This window comes from Enterococcus ureilyticus, from assembly GCF_001730315.1.
In the GTDB taxonomy this organism is placed as follows: domain Bacteria; phylum Bacillota; class Bacilli; order Lactobacillales; family Enterococcaceae; genus Enterococcus_L; species Enterococcus_L ureilyticus.
Genome location: NZ_MIKC01000034.1, coordinates 159,221 through 176,222 on the forward strand (window position 1 = coordinate 159,221; position 17,002 = coordinate 176,222).

Annotated in this window: 17 protein-coding genes, 1 other RNA gene, 1 pseudogene and 1 other annotated feature (1 of these 20 only partly in view); of the genes and pseudogenes, 14 read left to right on the plus strand and 5 right to left on the minus strand. The window is 37.4% G+C overall.

Features of this window, described 5'->3' with window-relative positions:
* Positions 1-5: 5 nt before the first annotated feature.
* Entirely contained in the window at positions 6-1,193 is a 1,188-nt protein-coding gene (locus BCR24_RS11180; RefSeq protein ID WP_069640606.1) for an acetate kinase, read from the plus strand.
* 51 nt (positions 1,194-1,244) lie between these two features.
* Here the strand turns inward: BCR24_RS11180 and BCR24_RS11185 are convergent, their stop codons facing one another.
* From BCR24_RS11185 to BCR24_RS11200, 4 genes are all read right to left on the minus strand, one after another.
* The gene (locus BCR24_RS11185) at positions 1,245-1,724 is read right to left on the minus strand and encodes a universal stress protein (RefSeq protein WP_069640607.1); all 480 of its coding nucleotides are present in this window, start codon (positions 1,722-1,724) and stop codon (positions 1,245-1,247) included.
* A 99-nt stretch (positions 1,725-1,823) separates the two neighbouring features.
* On the minus strand, positions 1,824-2,102 hold the full coding sequence (locus BCR24_RS11190) for a hypothetical protein (protein ID WP_069640669.1): 279 nt from the start codon (positions 2,100-2,102) through the stop codon (positions 1,824-1,826).
* A 68-nt stretch (positions 2,103-2,170) separates the two neighbouring features.
* A non-coding RNA gene (ssrS, locus tag BCR24_RS11195) (6S RNA) lies at positions 2,171-2,364 on the minus strand.
* A 62-nt stretch (positions 2,365-2,426) separates the two neighbouring features.
* Positions 2,427-3,716, minus strand: a complete 1,290-nt coding sequence (locus BCR24_RS11200; protein ID WP_069640608.1) for a replication-associated recombination protein A — start codon at positions 3,714-3,716, stop codon at positions 2,427-2,429.
* Positions 3,717-3,893: 177 nt separating this feature from the next.
* On the opposite strand from BCR24_RS11200, the pseudogene BCR24_RS11205 reads away from it, so the two are divergent.
* The 8 genes and pseudogenes from BCR24_RS11205 to BCR24_RS11240 all read left to right on the plus strand — a co-directional run bounded on the left by BCR24_RS11205 (position 3,894) and on the right by BCR24_RS11240 (position 12,510).
* Positions 3,894-4,593, plus strand: a pseudogene (locus BCR24_RS11205) (DNA-3-methyladenine glycosylase).
* Positions 4,529-5,014 (plus strand): DUF3013 family protein, encoded by a 486-nt coding sequence (locus BCR24_RS11210; RefSeq protein WP_069640610.1) that lies wholly within the window; start codon positions 4,529-4,531, stop codon positions 5,012-5,014. Before BCR24_RS11205 ends, BCR24_RS11210 begins: the two are co-directional and overlap by 65 nt.
* A gap of 21 nt (positions 5,015-5,035) precedes the next feature.
* Positions 5,036-5,983, plus strand: coding sequence for a 50S ribosomal protein L11 methyltransferase (prmA, locus tag BCR24_RS11215; protein ID WP_069640611.1), 948 nt, complete (start codon positions 5,036-5,038; stop codon positions 5,981-5,983).
* Between the two features lies 1 nt (position 5,984).
* Positions 5,985-6,734 (plus strand): 16S rRNA (uracil(1498)-N(3))-methyltransferase, encoded by a 750-nt coding sequence (locus tag BCR24_RS11220; RefSeq protein WP_069640612.1) that lies wholly within the window; start codon positions 5,985-5,987, stop codon positions 6,732-6,734.
* 17 nt (positions 6,735-6,751) lie between these two features.
* Positions 6,752-7,399 carry a beta/alpha barrel domain-containing protein gene (locus BCR24_RS11225; RefSeq protein WP_069640613.1) on the plus strand — a complete coding sequence of 216 codons (648 nt, stop codon included), beginning with the start codon at positions 6,752-6,754 and terminating at the stop codon, positions 7,397-7,399.
* 414 nt (positions 7,400-7,813) lie between these two features.
* The gene (locus tag BCR24_RS11230; RefSeq protein ID WP_069640614.1) at positions 7,814-10,027 is read left to right on the plus strand and encodes a RelA/SpoT family protein; all 2,214 of its coding nucleotides are present in this window, start codon (positions 7,814-7,816) and stop codon (positions 10,025-10,027) included.
* 12 nt (positions 10,028-10,039) lie between these two features.
* Positions 10,040-10,486 (plus strand): D-aminoacyl-tRNA deacylase, encoded by a 447-nt coding sequence (gene dtd / locus BCR24_RS11235; protein ID WP_069640615.1) that lies wholly within the window; start codon positions 10,040-10,042, stop codon positions 10,484-10,486.
* Between the two features lie 263 nt (positions 10,487-10,749).
* The gene (locus tag BCR24_RS11240) at positions 10,750-12,510 is read left to right on the plus strand and encodes a choline/carnitine O-acyltransferase (protein WP_069640616.1); all 1,761 of its coding nucleotides are present in this window, start codon (positions 10,750-10,752) and stop codon (positions 12,508-12,510) included.
* A 326-nt stretch (positions 12,511-12,836) separates the two neighbouring features.
* Here the strand turns inward: BCR24_RS11240 and BCR24_RS11245 are convergent, their stop codons facing one another.
* Positions 12,837-13,769, minus strand: coding sequence for an aldo/keto reductase (locus BCR24_RS11245; RefSeq protein ID WP_069640617.1), 933 nt, complete (start codon positions 13,767-13,769; stop codon positions 12,837-12,839).
* A gap of 192 nt (positions 13,770-13,961) precedes the next feature.
* On the opposite strand from BCR24_RS11245, the gene folB reads away from it, so the two are divergent.
* The 5 genes from folB to folP are packed head-to-tail and all read left to right on the plus strand — an operon-like array spanning position 13,962 to position 16,792.
* Positions 13,962-14,327, plus strand: coding sequence for a dihydroneopterin aldolase (folB, locus tag BCR24_RS11250; protein WP_069640618.1), 366 nt, complete (start codon positions 13,962-13,964; stop codon positions 14,325-14,327).
* Positions 14,324-14,812: a 2-amino-4-hydroxy-6-hydroxymethyldihydropteridine diphosphokinase gene (gene folK, locus BCR24_RS11255; protein WP_069640619.1), complete on the plus strand. Its 489-nt coding sequence runs from the start codon at positions 14,324-14,326 to the stop codon at positions 14,810-14,812. Before folB ends, folK begins: the two co-directional genes overlap by 4 nt.
* 4 nt (positions 14,813-14,816) lie before the next feature.
* Positions 14,817-15,383 (plus strand): GTP cyclohydrolase I FolE, encoded by a 567-nt coding sequence (folE, locus tag BCR24_RS11260; protein WP_069640620.1) that lies wholly within the window; start codon positions 14,817-14,819, stop codon positions 15,381-15,383.
* Between the two features lie 12 nt (positions 15,384-15,395).
* Positions 15,396-15,992, plus strand: a complete 597-nt coding sequence (locus BCR24_RS11265) for a non-canonical purine NTP pyrophosphatase (RefSeq protein ID WP_069640670.1) — start codon at positions 15,396-15,398, stop codon at positions 15,990-15,992.
* A complete protein-coding gene (gene folP, locus BCR24_RS11270; RefSeq protein ID WP_069640621.1) occupies positions 15,989-16,792 on the plus strand; it encodes a dihydropteroate synthase in 804 nt (267 codons plus the stop codon). Before BCR24_RS11265 ends, folP begins: the two co-directional genes overlap by 4 nt.
* A 94-nt stretch (positions 16,793-16,886) precedes the next feature.
* Positions 16,887-17,002, plus strand: a binding site (T-box leader) (it continues 92 nt past the right edge of the window).

Below are 17,002 nucleotides of genomic sequence, written 5' to 3' on the forward strand. Positions count from 1 at the left end.
GTATTATGTCTAAAACAATTGCAATCAATGCTGGAAGTTCAAGTTTAAAATGGCAACTATATCAAATGCCGAATGAAGAAGTAATCGCTAAAGGAATCGTTGAACGAATCGGTTTAAATGATTCTATCTTTACAATTAAATATGGCAACGATGAAAAATATGAAGAAATCGTTGACATCAATGATCATGATGTTGCTGTAAAAATGTTATTAGATAAATTAACTGAGTTGAAGATTCTAGCTTCTTATAACGAAATTACGGGTGTTGGACACCGTGTAGTTGCCGGTGGGGAAGACTTCAAAGATTCAGTTGTTATTGATGCCGAAGTTTTAGCAAAAATCGAAAAATTAGCAGATCTTGCACCATTACACAATCCAGCAAATGCAATGGGAATCAAAGCATTCAAAAAAATCTTACCAGAAATTATCAGCGTTGCTGTTTTTGATACAGCTTTCCATACGACAATGCCGAAACATAACTTTTTATATAGTATTCCAACTGAATACTATGACAAATATGCCGCTCGTAAATATGGTGCACATGGAACAAGCCACAAATATGTAGCTGATCGTGCAGCTGAAATGCTAGGTCGTCCGATTGAAGAATTGAAAATCATTACTTGTCACTTAGGTAATGGAGCCTCAATCACTGCTGTCGATGGTGGTAAATCGGTTGATACATCAATGGGCTTCACACCACTTGCAGGTGTAACGATGGGAACTCGCTCTGGTGATATCGATCCTTCATTGTTAGCTTACTTGATGGAAAAACTTGAACTAACAGATATCAAAGACATGATCAATATTCTAAATAAACAATCAGGTTTACTCGGTTTGACGGGTATCTCTAGTGATATGCGTGATTTAGAAGCAAACATGGACAAAGAAGCAGTTCAAGTCGCTTACGATATCTTTACAGATCGTATCCGTAAATACATTGGTAGTTATGTAACTGTTTTGAACGGTGTAGATGCGATTGTCTTCACTGCTGGAATCGGTGAAAATGACGCTCATGTTCGTAGTGAAGTAATCAAAGGTATGACGTGGTTTGGTTGTGAACTAGATGATGAGAAAAACAATGTTCGTGGCAAAGAATCAGTAATCTCTACAGAGGATTCTAAAGTTAAAGTATTATTGATTCCAACAGATGAAGAGTTAATGATTGCTCGTGATGTTGAACGTTTGAGAAAATAATTATAAATAAAAGCAACCTGAGAAAATCAGGTTGCTTTTTTATGTTCAAAATTAGTTGTCCTCATCTTGTTGAATAGGGATTTTGTTAGCTAAATCAGTTCTTACCACTAATACATCACAAGTTGCATTTCGGATAACGTATTCAGAAACAGAACCAATGAATAACCGCTCCACAGCGTTCAGACCAGTTGCACCTAACATGATCAAATCCACTTCATGATCTTGAGGTAATTGTTTTGCAATCAAAGGTTTTGGAGAACCATATTCAATGAGGCTAGTTACTTTTTCACAACCATGTTCTTTTGCTTGCTTTTTGTAACCTTCAAGTGTCTGTTTTGCCATCTCTGTTGCTTGCTCGGCTAAGACTCCATCAAAAGAAGAAACAGATTGGAATGCTCGTGTATCAATGACGTGTGCTAAAAGCAACTCTGCATCATTTCTCATTGCAACATTCATTGCTTTTTGAAAAGCTAACTCAGCTTCGGATGATCCATCAACAGCCACCATGATTTTACGATAATTTTGTAACATTATGCTCACTCCTTTTCAAACAATTAGAAATATATTGTTCTTGATACCTTAATTGTAGAACAAAAGTGTAAAAAAAGGAAATAAAAAAAGAAGATACGTTTATAGAATCTTCTTGGCGAACATCACAGTGAATACAGCTGAAATTACAAGCAAGCTAAAAATATAGAATAACGAAAAAAATGTTAAGTTAAAGATGCCAACTAAGACACCAATGGCAGCTAAAATCAGATAAAAAACACCAAACTGATGTAAAAACTGTTTATTTTCGTCAGGTTCACCATTATGCATCAATGGTAAAAAGACAGTCGCTTTTTTTAATAAATAAATTCCGATAATAACTAACAATGCCACAGATACAAAAATAAGTACTTGAATCATGAATTGAACCTCCATCAAATAAAAAACAATTTGCACTACGCAAATTGTTTGGTAATCAAATAAAAATGGTAAAATCCGTTGATGCCGTTATTCGTCCTATAGTATTGAACCCGCAAACAAAGCAGGTGGGTTCCACGACTGACAGCTTCGAACTACCAAATGAAAAGGCATGTTACCAGCTTAGGTACCAGAAGGATCCCTAGATATCAATAAAATGTTCGGTCAACACACAAAAAAGACAACGCGTACATCACAGATTTACCATCTTTATAATAGCACATTCTCATGCAAACAGCAACGAGGGTGCTTAAATTTGAAAGCGGATTACTCTGTCGTTTTCTTGTTTTTTTTCCACTCTTGGATCCGTTGATGCTGCTGATGTAATGCTTGTTCATATTTCCCCGTATCAATGGGCTCATAATAATGAGCATTTTTTATTTTATCGGGAAGATATTGCTGATCGACCCAAGCGTTTTCAAAATTATGAGGGTATTTATAGCCAATGCCTCGGTTTAACTCCTTGGCACCAGAGTAATGGCTATCACGCAAGTGGTCAGGAACATCACCTGCTTTTCCTTCACGAATATCGGCTAAGGCGGCATCGATTGCACTAATAGCAGAATTTGATTTTGGAGATAGACACAAATCAATCACCACACTGGCAAGGGGGATGCGCGCTTCAGGAAAACCTAATTTTTCGGCGGCTTGAACTGCTGTGATCGTGCGAGCTGCAGCCGGTGGGTTGCCTAATCCAATATCCTCATAAGCAATTACCATTAAACGACGACAAATAATTGGTAAATCGCCAGCTTCAACCAGTCTAGCTAAATAATGTAACGCAGCGTCTACATCACTACCGCGAATCGATTTTTGAAAAGCCGAAATCACATCATAATGAGCATCACCGTTTTTATCATGAGTCAAGGCTTTACGCTGAACGCATTCTTCAATAATCGAAAGAGTGATTTCAATTTTTTTTTCTTGATTTTCAGGAGTGGATTTGACCGCTAGCTCTAATCCATTTAAGGCACTACGTAAATCACCATTAGTTGCACGGGATAAGTGCTGCAGAGCTTTTTCTTCCAAGACAACTGGAAATTCTCCTAACCCACGCTCGTTGTCAGTTAAAGCTTCTTTGATTGCTTTTTGAATATCCGTTTCCGTTAATGGTTTGACTTCAAAAATTTGAGATCGGCTTCGAATAGCTGGATTGATCGTAATGTAAGGATTTTCAGTTGTTGCCCCGATCATAATGATTCGACCACTCTCAAGATGAGGTAGTAGAAAATCCTGTTTTGTCTTATCCAAGCGATGAACTTCATCTAGGAGTAAGATTACAGTCCCACTCATTTTTGCTTCTTCTGCAACAATCTGCAAATCTTTTTTCGTATCAGTTGCTGCATTTAACAATCGAAAAGCGTAATTTGTAGAACCCGCAATGGCACTAGCAATACTCGTTTTACCAGTTCCTGGCGGACCATATAAAATCATGGATGAAAGCATACGAGCTTCGACCATTCGACGGATAATTTTTCCTGGTCCTACTAAATGTTGTTGTCCAACGACTTCATCTAAATTACGTGGCCGCATACGATAGGCTAATGGTTTTTGCATCGTTGGCCCTCCTTTTTTCTTTATCTTATCTATTATACCATAAAGAACGTATGTTTGTATCTCGCTGAGTTTGATAGGGAAATTCATTGATTAAACGGCTGTTTTTTGTACGGTTCATTTGTTATTTCAATGGATAATAGGCTTTGATTCGTGTATTATAGAAAGTGGTGAAAAATAATGAATGAGACAATAAATTTTTTTAAGACAAAAACAACTGAAGAAATTGCTCAGTTTTTGTTAGGTATGTATTTAGAACACGAAACAGAATCGGGGATACTTGCAGGCTATATCGTTGATACCGAAGCTTATTTAGGACCAGAAGATGAGGCTGCTCATAGTTTTGGCTTGCGCAATACACCACGTCTAAAAGCGATGTACGATAAACCCGGAACGATTTATTTATATACGATGCACACACATTTGATTTTAAATATGGTGACTCAAGAAAAAGGCACACCCCAAGGAGTTATGATTCGTGCAATTGAACCCATTGAGGGAATCGAAAAAATGGTAGAAAACCGCAATGGTCGTCAAGACATCGAATTATCTAACGGGCCAGGTAAGCTGGTATCAGCTTTAGGAATTAATCAAGCGTTATATGGACAATCAATTTTTGATAGTCCATTACGATTAGTACCAGAAAAAAGAAAAACACCAAAAAAAATCATTCCACTTCCTCGAATCGGTATTCCCAATAAAGGTATTTGGACAGAATTACCATTAAGGTATATTGTTTCAGGAAATCCTTATATATCCAAACAAAAAAGAAGTGATATTGATCAAAAGGCCTTTGGCTGGAAGGAAGAAAATAAATGAAAAAAGCAACAATGTTAACTTATTTAGACCAACAAATAACCAGAAAAATCATGGAATATGATGTAGCTCTTGATTGGAACGCTAAAAACCATACAATTGAAGTTGTTTTTCGATTATTTGCCGAAAATACAGCACATGAACAGATCGATGATGCACAAGGAACGGTTTCAGAAGAAGAAATCATTGAATTTGAAGATGGGATTTTGTTTTATAATCCTGAAAAGTCTTCTGTAGATAAGGCAGAGTTTCTAGCGACTATTTCTTATGAGGGCAAAAAGGGAATCAAACAGTCTGTGTTAGATGGTTTCATTGATTACTTAAATGATGTTTTAACTGAAGGACAAAGTGATTTATTAGACTTTTTAACGGATGAGGGACAAGCCGTATTTGAGCTGAAATGGTCACAAGAATTATTTGAAGAAGCTGTTAAAAAGTATCAAAAAGTAGAGAGCGATACCTATATTGCGTACCCAAGCTATTAAAAAGAGTAAAGAGGTGATCATATGAAATGGATAGAAGTAAAAGTTGAAACAGCTAGTGAAGCAATTGAAGCAATCTCAAATATCATGATGGAAGCTGGAGCGAGTGGTGTTGCGATAGAAGATGCTTTAGATGTAGAAAATTTTCAAAGTGATTTATATGGTGAATTACTAGACAAAGAACAATTTACGCACATTAAAGAAGGTGCATTGGTTATGGCCTATTTTCCCGAAACGACCTTTTTGCCGGAAATCTTACCTTTTATCAAAGAGAGCATTACCCGCTTACCAGAGTTTGGTCTTGCTATTGGGAAAAATGAAGTGAGTGTTAGTGAAGTAGCTGAAAGCGATTGGGCAACTGCTTGGAAAAAATATTATCATCCAGTTCGTGTGACACGGTTTCTAACAATCGTTCCAAGCTGGGAGAAATATGAAGCGCAAGATGCGCTTGAAAAAATCATTACCTTAGATCCAGGTATGGCTTTTGGAACTGGAACCCATCCAACAACCCGTTTGACTTTACAAGCCCTAGAAACTGTTTTACGTGGTGGTGAAACACTGCTTGATGTTGGCACAGGTTCTGGTGTGTTAAGTATTGCGAGTAAATATCTAGGTGCTAAAGAAATCTATGCCTATGATTTAGATGAAGTTGCAGTGACGGCTGCTAAAGAAAATATGAATATGAATCCAATTGCTAATGATGTTCAAGTCTCGGCAAACGACTTGCTGAAAGGGATAACGGTCGAAGCAGACGTGATCGTGGCAAATATTTTAGCCGATATTATTACGTTGATGATCGAAGATGCTTGGCGTTTATTGAAAAATGATGGTACTTTGATCGTTTCAGGAATCATTCAGGAGAAAAAAGCAATGGTTATAGAAAAAATGACTAGCGTAGGTTTCCTTGTAGATCAAATTTTCCAACAAGGGGATTGGTATGCAATGATATTAAAGAAAACAGAGGAAGAGTAAGATGCAGCGTTACTTTTTAACGGAGCCTTATGCAGCGCAGGATCATTATCAGATCAGTGGAGAAAACTACCATCATATCGTACGAGTGATGCGTATGACACCTGAAGAACAAGTTTTCTTAGTGTTTAATGATCATACTGCGATCATTGCAGAAATCACGGAAATCACAGAAACATCTGTTTATTTGAAAGAGCTTAGTAAAGAGACTGCTGAAAAAGAGTTGCCAATCGATGTTACGATTGCCTGTGGCTATCCTAAAGGTGATAAGTTGGAATGGGTCGTTCAAAAAGGGACAGAACTTGGCAGTCACAAGTTTATTGGTTTTCCTGCTAAGACATCGGTTGTAAAATGGGATCAAAAAAAGCGAGTTAAAAAAACTGAGCGCTTGAAGAAGATTGCCACAGAGGCTGCTGAGCAATCTCATCGCCAGTTTGCACCGGATATCGTATTATTAGAAAGAGAACAAGCATTGATCGATGTTTTTTCTCGTTATGATAAAGTGTTGATTGCGTATGAGGAATCTGCAAAGATCGGTGAACGTAGCAGCTTTGCAACAGTACTTTCTGAACTAGAAACTGGGCAATCGCTTTTGTTTATTTTTGGTCCAGAAGGTGGGTTTTCATCTGCCGAAGTCAGTTTATTTCAAGAAAATGGCGGGATTCTTTGCGGTTTGGGGCCACGAATTTTACGTGCGGAGACAGCGCCATTATATGCCTTAGGTGCAATTAGTTACCATTTTGAATTAATGTAAATTATAGGGGGTTGTTTATGGAATTAGAGTTACAAAGACTTTCAATTATGTTAATGGATCCATCGTTTACAGACCGACAATTCACAGATGAGCTTCTGTTTTTAAAAGAATTTCCTGTTCGATCTATTTTTGTGTTACCTTATAATGTTGCAAGAGCCAAACAATTATTGACAGGAACCAAGATTCAAATCGGTAGTCTGGTTGATTTTCCCTTAGGCGGTGGAACATTGGCAAAAAAAGCTTTTGAAACAGGACAATTATATAGAGAAGGTGCTTCAGATGTTTTTGTGACGATGGCACCTGAACAGCTAGAAAGATATGGGAATGAAAGTTATCAAGCATTAGAACAATTGTCTTTTGGACGAAATGCTCTAGGTTTCTTTTTAGATAGTCGGCAATTAACAGATGGTCAAAAGCAAGTATTGGCGATGGATATCGCAGAGGTAAATGTCAGTGCTATTTCTTTAGGCTTGAATTTGACGATGGAACAAGCGATCTATGATATGAGTATTTTTAGAACAGGTCGTAAAAAGCAGATGACGTTTCAAGTAAATGTCAAAGCACCAACGTTGCTTGAAATTGAGTTACTTTTTCAAGCTGGAGCTTCATATATTGGTATCAGTAATGGCCGTGAGATATTGCCATTGATTTCTAAATGGAATTAAAACGCGAGGAATTGAAAATATAGAAAAATGTTAGTATAATAAAAGTTGTTGGAAGTGCTACTGTTTCAAGTGGTGCTTTTCTTTTTTTGAACGATCGATCATATACATATATAGAGGGATGTTGGTACATAACTAAAAGGAGTACCACTATTCTAGGAAGCGAAGCTGACATAGAGATAGCGGATAACGGACCAAAAAGTAAAAGGAGTACCACTATTCTAGGAAGCGAAGCTGACGTAGAGATAGCGGATAACGGACCAAAAAGTAAAAGGAGTACCACTATTCTAGGAAGCGAAGCTGACGTAGAGATAGCGGATAACGGACCAAAAAGTAAAAGGAGTACCACTATTCTAGGAAGCGAAGCTGACGTAGAGATAGCGGATAACGGACCAAAAAGTAAAAGGAGTGAGAAACATGCCAAAAGAGGAAATTATGACGGGCCCTGGAGTTATGAAGCTCGTGTCAAAATACATGGCGCCCCAGCATGTTGCTTTTGTTCAAAAAGCCTGTGATTATGCTGAGAAAGCACATGATGGTCAAGTTAGACAGTCAGGTGAGCCTTATTTTATCCACCCAATCCAAGTTGCTGGAATTTTAGCAGAACTACGGATGGACCCACATACAGTTGCCACAGGATTTTTACACGATGTGGTAGAAGATACAGACGTCACGCTTGAGGATTTAGCAACTGAATTTGGTGCTGATGTTGCAATGTTAGTGGACGGTGTGACCAAACTTGGAAAAATAAAATATAAATCTCATGAAGAACAACTGGCTGAAAATCACCGAAAAATGTTATTAGCAATGGCTCAAGATTTACGCGTGATTATGGTCAAATTAGCCGATCGTCTGCATAACATGCGGACATTAAAGCATTTACGAGAAGATAAGCAACGCAGAATTGCTCAAGAAACAATTGAAATCTATGCTCCGCTCGCACATCGTTTAGGGATTAGCCGTATCAAATGGGAATTAGAAGATACAGCCTTGCGCTATATCAACCCAAATCAATATTACCGTATCGTTAATTTAATGCAAAGTAAACGAGATGAACGTGAAGCGTATGTGGAAGAAGCTGTTGAAGATATCCGCCTAGCAACGGAAGATTTAGATATATACGCTGAAATCTACGGTCGTCCCAAACATATTTATTCCATTTACCGCAAAATGAAAGATCAAAAAAAGCAATTCAATGAAATTTATGATTTGTTGGCGATTCGTGTAATCGTTGATTCAATCAAAGATTGTTATGCTGTTTTAGGTGCGATTCATACAAAATGGACACCGATGCCAGGACGTTTTAAGGATTATATTGCAATGCCCAAGGCAAACATGTATCAATCCATTCATACAACCGTTATCGGACCCAAAGGTAATCCTGTAGAAGTTCAAATCAGAACTCATGAAATGCATCAAATTGCAGAATTTGGGGTTGCTGCTCATTGGGCTTATAAAGAAGGGAAAACTGAAAAAGTCGATGAAGACACGGATAATAAGCAATTAAGTTGGTTCCGTGAAATTCTTGAATTACAAGATGAAAGCTATGATGCTTCTGAATTTATGGAAAGTGTTAAAGGGGATATTTTTAGCGATAAAGTGTATGTATTTACGCCAACTGGCGAAGTAACGGAATTGCCTAAAGGCTCTGGACCACTTGATTTTGCGTACAGTGTGCATACTGAAATTGGCAATAAAACAACAGGTGCCAAGGTCAATGGGAAAATGGTTCAGTTGGATTATACACTAAAAAATGGCGATATCATTGAAGTTTTGACCTCACCAAACTCCTTTGGACCAAGTCGTGACTGGTTGAAAATGGTTGCGACAAGTAAAGCGCGTAATAAAATCAAACGATTTTTCAAGGTCCAAGATCGCGAAGTTAATATCATCAAAGGACATGATGCAATCAGTAAATACCTGATCGAACATGGATTTACACCAAAGGAATTTTTAAGTAAAGCTAAAATGGCAGAAGCGCTGGAGCGTTTTAATTTTCAAACAGAAGACGATCTATATGCGGCTGTTGGTTATGGTGAAATCAGCGCTCAAGTGGTCTTTAATCGCTTAACTGAAAAGGAGCGTAAAGAACAAGAAATTGAACGCCAAAAACAAGAAGCTGAAGAATTGATGACGCAACCAGTCAAAAAAGAATCAGATAAAATGAAAGTTCGTCATGAAGGCGGGATTGTGATTCAAGGCGTTGAAAACTTGCTTATTCGCATCAGCCGTTGCTGTAATCCTGTACCTGGAGATGAAATTGTTGGATACATTACGAAAGGACGCGGTGTGTCCATTCATAGAGCAGATTGTCCAAATGTGCAGCATCAAGAAGAACTTGCCCAACGATTGATTGAAGTCGAATGGGAAGATACGGATAACACGAATAAAGAATACGATGCTGATTTAGAAATTTATGGCTATAATCGTAGTGGTTTATTGAATGATGTCCTACAAGTCATTAGTTCAATGACTAAAAATTTAGTCAGCGTGGAAGCGAAGCCGACGAAAAATAAAATGGCCATGATCCATGTAACAGTAAAAATCCAAAATCTAGCCCATTTAAAAACAATCGTAGATAAAATAAAGAATATACCGGATGTTTATAATGTTCGTCGAACCAATGGCTAGGAGGTAGCAAGTATGAGAGCAGTTATCCAGCGAGTGACTCAAGCAGAAGTTACAATCGATCAAAAAAGTGTTGGGAAAATCAATCAAGGGTTTATGATTTTACTCGGCATCCATGAATCAGATAGCGCAGAAGATGTAGCTTATTTAGTCCGTAAAATCAGTAAGCTTCGCGTCTTTGAAGATGAAGCGGGCAAAATGAATTTAAGTATTCAAGAAGTTCAAGGGAGTATTTTGAGTGTTTCTCAATTTACATTATATGCAGATACCAAAAAAGGGAACCGACCTAGTTTTATAGAAGCTGCTCGACCTGAGAGGGCGATTCCTTTGTATGAGCTTTTCAACAAGCAGTTTAAAGAGCTAGATATTCCCATTGAAACTGGAGAATTCGGTGCTGATATGGCCGTGTCATTGACTAATGATGGACCAGTAACTATTATGATTGATACCAAAGATAAATAAACAAAAAAATGACTGAGATGAAGCTCTTTGCGCTTTATTTATGTCACTGTGAATCCGAGAAAACGGTGTGAAAAAGTCAGGCTCTTCGGCAATATCCTAAAAACCGTACAATGCGCTTTATGCATTGTGCGGTTTTTAGTCCAATCGCTCGAGCCTAAACGACTTTTAATCACACCCTCTTTTTTTAATAAGTTCTTCAAAAAAGGTATATTCGTAGTAAATGCTTGGTATAATGAACTATAAAGTGAACGTTGAGGTGTAAGATGAAAAAATATCAAGAAGAATTATTACCAAAATTGAAAAAGTTACCTGTGCCGGCATTACGTGAAACGATAGCTCGTTTAAGTGACTGGGTGAGTCCGTTACTGACGACAGAAGTATTACATGATTTTCAGGAAAAAGCTTCAACATTTAGTACTTCTGAGGGGCTAGTATTGCAAAAGAAATTAGTTGATCATGCGAACAAAGGAGCAGGAAGTTGGTTAGCACCTGCTTGGGAAAAAAGCTATTTAAAAAGCCGGGGTTATTTACAAAGTGAATCAAATTTTGCATTGATTATAGCAGAGCGCTACTATGAGCACATTAACTCTAAAGAAGCCCGAGCCGCTCAGCTTATATATCAAATGAGTACCATTTATCTTAATTTAGCTGAAGGAACCTATCCAATCGAATATACAAACAAGCAGCAAAATGTCGACATGTCTTTTTATTCGAATTTTTTCAAAAGCTGCAGAATACCTGGAAAAAATCAAGATTCCTTTCATAAAAAAGAAACACAGACACCAGAAAATTATATTGTGATTTTTGTAAACGATCTCTATTTCCGTTTAGATGTTACAAATTCACTAGGTGAACGGTATTCTTTAAAACAATTGCAAGAAAATTTGACGTATCTCTTAGCTCTTGAGCAGGACTCTACACATGGAGAGGAACTCATTTCATATCTAACAGGTGTTGAAAGAGCGCGCTCATCATTTATTTATCAACAGTTAATCAAAGAAGAGTCAACTAAACAGAGTCTACAACAAATCGAAGACGCCTTATTTATTTTAAGTTTTTCAAGTGGAAACGATGAAACAACAGAAGATCGAATTGCTGAAGTTTTATTAAATACAAGCCATCAATTTTTATCAAAAACAACACAGGCTGTGATCACAAAAAATGGATATATTGGCTTTAACATGGAGCATACGGCGATCGATGGCGTACCAGCGTTGAATCTATTTACTAAAATTTTTGAATCTTTCAATACTCAGATACAAGAAACAACTGAAAAGAGTTCTTCTGATTTAGTCAAAAAACTGGAATGGACACTGGCTGATTCAATGATTGATATTCTGGAAGAAGCAAGAAGCCTAGCAGAAATCGACAATAACTCGTATACTATCAAACATCAAGTTGTTTCAGCTGTTGGTAAAGAGCGAATGAAAAAAGCGCAAGTGAGTCCAGATGCTTTTTTTCATATCGCGTTAGCACTAGCACAGCAGAATGTTTTTGGACAGTTAAGATCTGTTTATGAACCTGTTGCGATGCGGATGTATTATGAAGGACGAACAGAGTCTGCCCGTTCGATTAGCCAAGAGAAAAAGCAGTTTGTAGAAGCTTTTTCTAATAGAAGTGAGCCAATTTCTAAGGAAGAATCTCTAGCCTTATTCTTAGAAGCTGCTAGTGCTCACTCTGCTCGAATCAGTCAATGTCAAAATGGCCAAGGAGTCGAACGTCATCTATTTGGTCTTCAAAATATGGCGCTTAATGGAGAGGAAGGACCGAATTCCTTTTTAACAGACGCATTGACCATCTTAGGGGATGACTTTATATCAACTACTGGGCTTCCTTATGATATATTAGAGTCCTTTAGCTTTGGACCAGTCAATGAGACTGGGTTTGGTCTTTATTATGGCATCTTAGCGGAGGAAGTAATTTTGACGATATCGGCTAAGAAAATATATGAAAATGAAGCGATGCAACTGCTTGAAGCAATTTCTGAAGCACTGATAGCACTAACAAATCTTTTAGAGATCTAGTCATAAGATCAATAAAAATACTGAGAATAATGAGCAGACTCTTTCTTGGGTCTTAGCGTTATTTTCAGTATTTTTTGTTTTTGAAAGAGTCTGGGACATGAATCTACGAGTTATCTCTCAGACTCAAGGAATCCGTATAAACGGTGGGAACAGAAGCAATCACTACGCTTCGATCACATCAAATTCTAAGTGCTAAAGCACTAAGATTTGAAGGCTTCTTATTTCTTGGGATTAAACACTCCTGCCCCAACCTCTTTACTCATAAGATTTCTTAATGTATATATTTTAGCAAATGGTTTCTTCAATGAGAAGAAGCTACTTTTTTATCAACTAAACAAGCTATCGATTCGTTGATAATCCTCTGCTGTCAAATGTACAGTCAAAGCTTTTACATTATTCCTTACTTGTTCTGTTTTTTTAGCACCAGGAATCACAACATCCACAAAAGGATTCTTGATGTACCAAGCAAGTACAATCGCTGCAACACTGGTGTTATAATCGGCCGCAATCAATTTAAGTTGGCTAACTTTATCGATAATTGTTTTAAAACGTTCCCCTTGAAAGTCTGGTTTTTTACTGCGTAAATCTTCAGGTGGAAAAATTACACCTTGTTCATATTTTCCAGTTAATAAGCCAGAAGCCAACGGAAAATAGGGCACAAAAGAAATCTGATTTTCTTTTAAATAAGGGAATAATTCGATTTCTGCTTCACGATGGATCAAGCTATATTCATCTTCGACAATATCGACATAGCCCTCTTGATTTGCTTCTTTAATTTGTGCCAAGCTAAAATTAGAAACGCCAATCGCTTTGATTTTACCAGCTTCCTTTAGCTTTTGCAAAGCAGCCACAGCTTCATTTTTAGGCGTCGCTTCATCTGGAAAATGAATGTAAAAAATATCGATATAGTCTGTTTGCAAACGTCTTAATGCTTCGTCGACAGAGTGTGTCAAAAACTCGGGTGTATTATTAAAGGCACCCCCGTTAGCTGGATCATGTGCAGCTTTTGTAGCAATCACTACTTGATCACGGTCAAAATCTTTTAACACCTCACCAATCAACTCTTCTGAACGCCCCATTCCGTATGCAAAGGCAGTATCCAATAATGTGATACCGTTTGTTAAAGCAACTCGGACGATTTCTTTTCCAGTATCATCGTTTAAGTTTGGAAACAAATTATGACCGCCGACAGCATTTGTTCCTAAACCGATTGGGGTTGAATAAACTTCCGTTTTACCAATTCGTACGTTTTTTGTCATGATGATTCCTCCTGACTTTCTATAATTAGTGTAGTTCATTAAAACGAAAGAAGAAAGTTATTCCACTTATGGCTAGAATTTTTGTAACAAAATGTCTCAAAAAACAGAAAGCTAAAGATTTCTTGATTTTCTATAGTATAATAGTTGCAACTGAATGTATCAGTGAGTAAATAGTTGGAGGATGGAAGCAAATTGGGAAAAATTAGAATCAATAATATGAAGTTTTACACTAAAAATGGTGTTTTACCAGAAGAACGAATTTTAGGACAACAATTAGAAGTTGATATCGAATTAAGATTGCCGTTAGATCAGGCTGGTAAGACGGATGATGTCAATGACACCGTTAGTTATGCGGAAGTGAATGATCAAATTGCTAAGCGTTTAACCACTCATTCTTACAACTTAATAGAAGCTGTCGCTTCAGCTATCTTGGATGATATTGAAACAGAACATGGCAAAAAGTTAGAAAGTGCTCTTGTTCGTGTGAGAAAATATAGTGTACCAATGCCTGGAGTATTTGATAATATCGAAATCGAAATGGAAAGAGACTTCGTATGACAATCGGTTATTTAGCATTGGGGAGTAATTTGGGAGATCGTCTTAGGACATTACAAGAAGCAATTGAGTTACTCAATCAAGATGAGGATATTCAAGTTTTGAAAAAATCAAAATTGTATGAAACATTACCATATGGGGATGTTCCGCAAGAAAATTATTATAACGCCGTGATTCAAATCAAGACAACATGTGAACCTCTGCAATTATTAGATAAAACACAAGCGATTGAAAAGAAACTAGGTCGTGAACGATTGATTCATTGGGGCCCAAGAACCTTAGATATTGATATTTTGTTGATGAATGATGAAAAAATAGCAACAGAACGTTTGACAATTCCACATAAAGAAATGCTTAAACGCTCTTTTGTATTGGTCCCATTAAAAGAGGTCTATCCTGAAGCTGCATTTCAAGGGAAATCTTTCGATGCTTGGATCACAAGTACAGGGAATCAAGCCGAAGTTTGGCTTAGTAAAGAAAGTTGGTAGGAAGATGGACGAAAAACAACTAGCGATGATCGAGCAGGCAGTAAAACAAATTCTGCGTGCAATTGGCGAAGACCCAGAACGAGCGGGAGTTAAAGATACACCAACACGGGTAGCTAAGATGTATAACGAAGTATTTTCTTCATTGAGAGCGCCAGAATTTGATGATTATGCACTTTTTGATAGTTTGAATGAAGAGGATATGGTTTTGGTCAAAGATATTCAATTTTATTCTATGTGTGAGCATCACTTATTGCCATTTTATGGAAAAGCCCATGTGGCCTATATTCCTGATGAACGCAAAGTGTTAGGCTTAAGCAAGTTGCCACGTTTAGTAGAGTATTGTGCCAAACGTCCTAGCGTTCAGGAAGATTTAACCATTATGATTGCAAATAAACTGGTTGAACATGTACCGGTTAAAGGTGTAGCCGTGGCAATCGAGGCAGAACATATGTGTATGACGATGCGTGGCGTAAAATCACCAAACAGTTTAACGAAAACATTTCATTATCAAGGGGTTTTTAAAACAGATCGGGAATGTAAAGATGATTTTTTAAGAGCAATCGAGGCATAAAGGATGACAGAAATGGAGATTATTGTAGGTACGAATAATCAAGGAAAACTACAAGAAATGCAGTCTGCTTATCTCAAGGATCAAATTACATTTGTTCCATATGCCAACGATACAAATAAAGAGTATGAGATAGCCGAAACGGGCAAAACGTATGCTGAAAATGCATTACTCAAGGCTCGATTTTATGCAAAAATTGTTGGGAAACCAGTATTGGCAGACGATGGTGGTTTGGAAATCAAAGCTTTTCCTACTCTGTTAGGCGTTGAGACAGCGCGCTTTTTTGAAACTGGCATGACCGATTCAGAAAAAAATCATCAGCTTTTTGAGCTATTTGAAGGACAACGATCGTTAAATCGAACAATTAGTCTGCATGCCGTATTAGTTTATGCTTGGCCAGATGGAGAGTACCTTATTTCAGGACAAGAGCTGACAGGTGAACTGACAACAAGAGAAATAGGGGAAATGGGCTATGGTTTTGACAAAATTTTCTATTTACCGAAAAAACATAAAACCCTCGCTCAATTACCAAAAGAAGAACGAAATGATTTCAGTCCAAGAGTGTCGGCATTGAAGCAAATGATCGAACAATTAAAGGAGCAACAAAGATGACGGAAGAGGGATACTTTACTAAAAATGCCACTCAAATCATGGGAATTTTAAATGTGACCCCCGATTCATTTTCAGATGGTGGGCATTTTAATGAGTTAGATAAAGCAATCGCCCATTGCGAAGAGATGCTGGCAGCAAACGTTGACATTATCGATATCGGGGGACAATCTACACGACCAAACTATCAAGAAATTTCAGCTAAAGAAGAAAAAGAAAGAATCTTGCCTATAGTAGAAGCCATCAGAAACAGGACGGATAAACCTATTTCGATCGATACCTATTTTCCAGAAGTTGCAGATGCAGCATTAGCAACAGGTGCCAACATCATCAATGATATCAAAGGTTTGGATACAAATGGAATGATCGAAGTGGCACAAAAGTATCCTGATAGTGGCTTAGTGATCATGCATTCACGTAAAAGACGGACCGAATTATCGGTAGTTGAAGATATCCAACAATTTTATCAGGAAAAAATAGAACTTTGTCACAAAGCTAGGATTGCTTCAACACGGATTTGTTTTGATCCTGGTATTGGGTTTGGAAAAACACAAGCAGAAAATATAGACATTCTAAAAGATCCTGAAGCTTTTCGTTACATAGATTATCCTTTACTGTATGGCGTATCAAGAAAAAGAACGATAGCAACTTTAACAAATGAATCTGACCCATTGGCACGTGATTTTGGTTCAATTACAGCTTCATTATTTGCTGCAAATAAAGGTGTGGAAATTGTTCGAGTTCATCAGGTTAAAGGAATGCGGGATGCGTTGAATGTTTGGGAATCATTGAACCATAAGTAATCACAATTGTTAGCTCTTTACGAGAGCTATTGTAAAGCTAATTGAAATTCTACTTGACTTTATTTCCATTCTTTAGTAATTTATAGATACTATAAAAAAATCGATGAAAGAACGAGTAGATTTCAAACTGATCGTAGAAGAGAAAGTTGCCTTGGCTGAAAGCAACTTCGTTAGAGAGATCGAAAGACATTCTGGAGATGAACGGAGGAA

Bases quoted from the DNA above. Each gene is read 5' to 3' on its own strand.
- BCR24_RS11190 (WP_069640669.1), bottom strand. From the start codon at position 2,102: ATGATTCAAGTACTTATTTTTGTATCTGTGGCATTGTTAGTTATTATC.
- BCR24_RS11245 (WP_069640617.1), bottom strand. From the start codon at position 13,769: ATGACAAAAAACGTACGAATTGGTAAAACGGAAGTTTATTCAACCCCA.
- BCR24_RS11230 (WP_069640614.1), top strand. From the start codon at position 7,814: ATGCCAAAAGAGGAAATTATGACGGGCCCTGGAGTTATGAAGCTCGTG.
- BCR24_RS11265 (WP_069640670.1), top strand. From the start codon at position 15,396: ATGGAGATTATTGTAGGTACGAATAATCAAGGAAAACTACAAGAAATG.
- BCR24_RS11225 (WP_069640613.1), top strand. From the start codon at position 6,752: ATGGAATTAGAGTTACAAAGACTTTCAATTATGTTAATGGATCCATCG.
- prmA (WP_069640611.1), top strand. From the start codon at position 5,036: ATGAAATGGATAGAAGTAAAAGTTGAAACAGCTAGTGAAGCAATTGAA.
- BCR24_RS11210 (WP_069640610.1), top strand. From the start codon at position 4,529: ATGAAAAAAGCAACAATGTTAACTTATTTAGACCAACAAATAACCAGA.
- BCR24_RS11200 (WP_069640608.1), bottom strand. From the start codon at position 3,716: ATGCAAAAACCATTAGCCTATCGTATGCGGCCACGTAATTTAGATGAA.
- folP (WP_069640621.1), top strand. From the start codon at position 15,989: ATGACGGAAGAGGGATACTTTACTAAAAATGCCACTCAAATCATGGGA.
- dtd (WP_069640615.1), top strand. From the start codon at position 10,040: ATGAGAGCAGTTATCCAGCGAGTGACTCAAGCAGAAGTTACAATCGAT.
- folK (WP_069640619.1), top strand. From the start codon at position 14,324: ATGACAATCGGTTATTTAGCATTGGGGAGTAATTTGGGAGATCGTCTT.
- folE (WP_069640620.1), top strand. From the start codon at position 14,817: ATGGACGAAAAACAACTAGCGATGATCGAGCAGGCAGTAAAACAAATT.
- BCR24_RS11180 (WP_069640606.1), top strand. From the start codon at position 6: ATGTCTAAAACAATTGCAATCAATGCTGGAAGTTCAAGTTTAAAATGG.
- BCR24_RS11185 (WP_069640607.1), bottom strand. From the start codon at position 1,724: ATGTTACAAAATTATCGTAAAATCATGGTGGCTGTTGATGGATCATCC.
- BCR24_RS11240 (WP_069640616.1), top strand. From the start codon at position 10,750: ATGAAAAAATATCAAGAAGAATTATTACCAAAATTGAAAAAGTTACCT.
- BCR24_RS11220 (WP_069640612.1), top strand. From the start codon at position 5,985: ATGCAGCGTTACTTTTTAACGGAGCCTTATGCAGCGCAGGATCATTAT.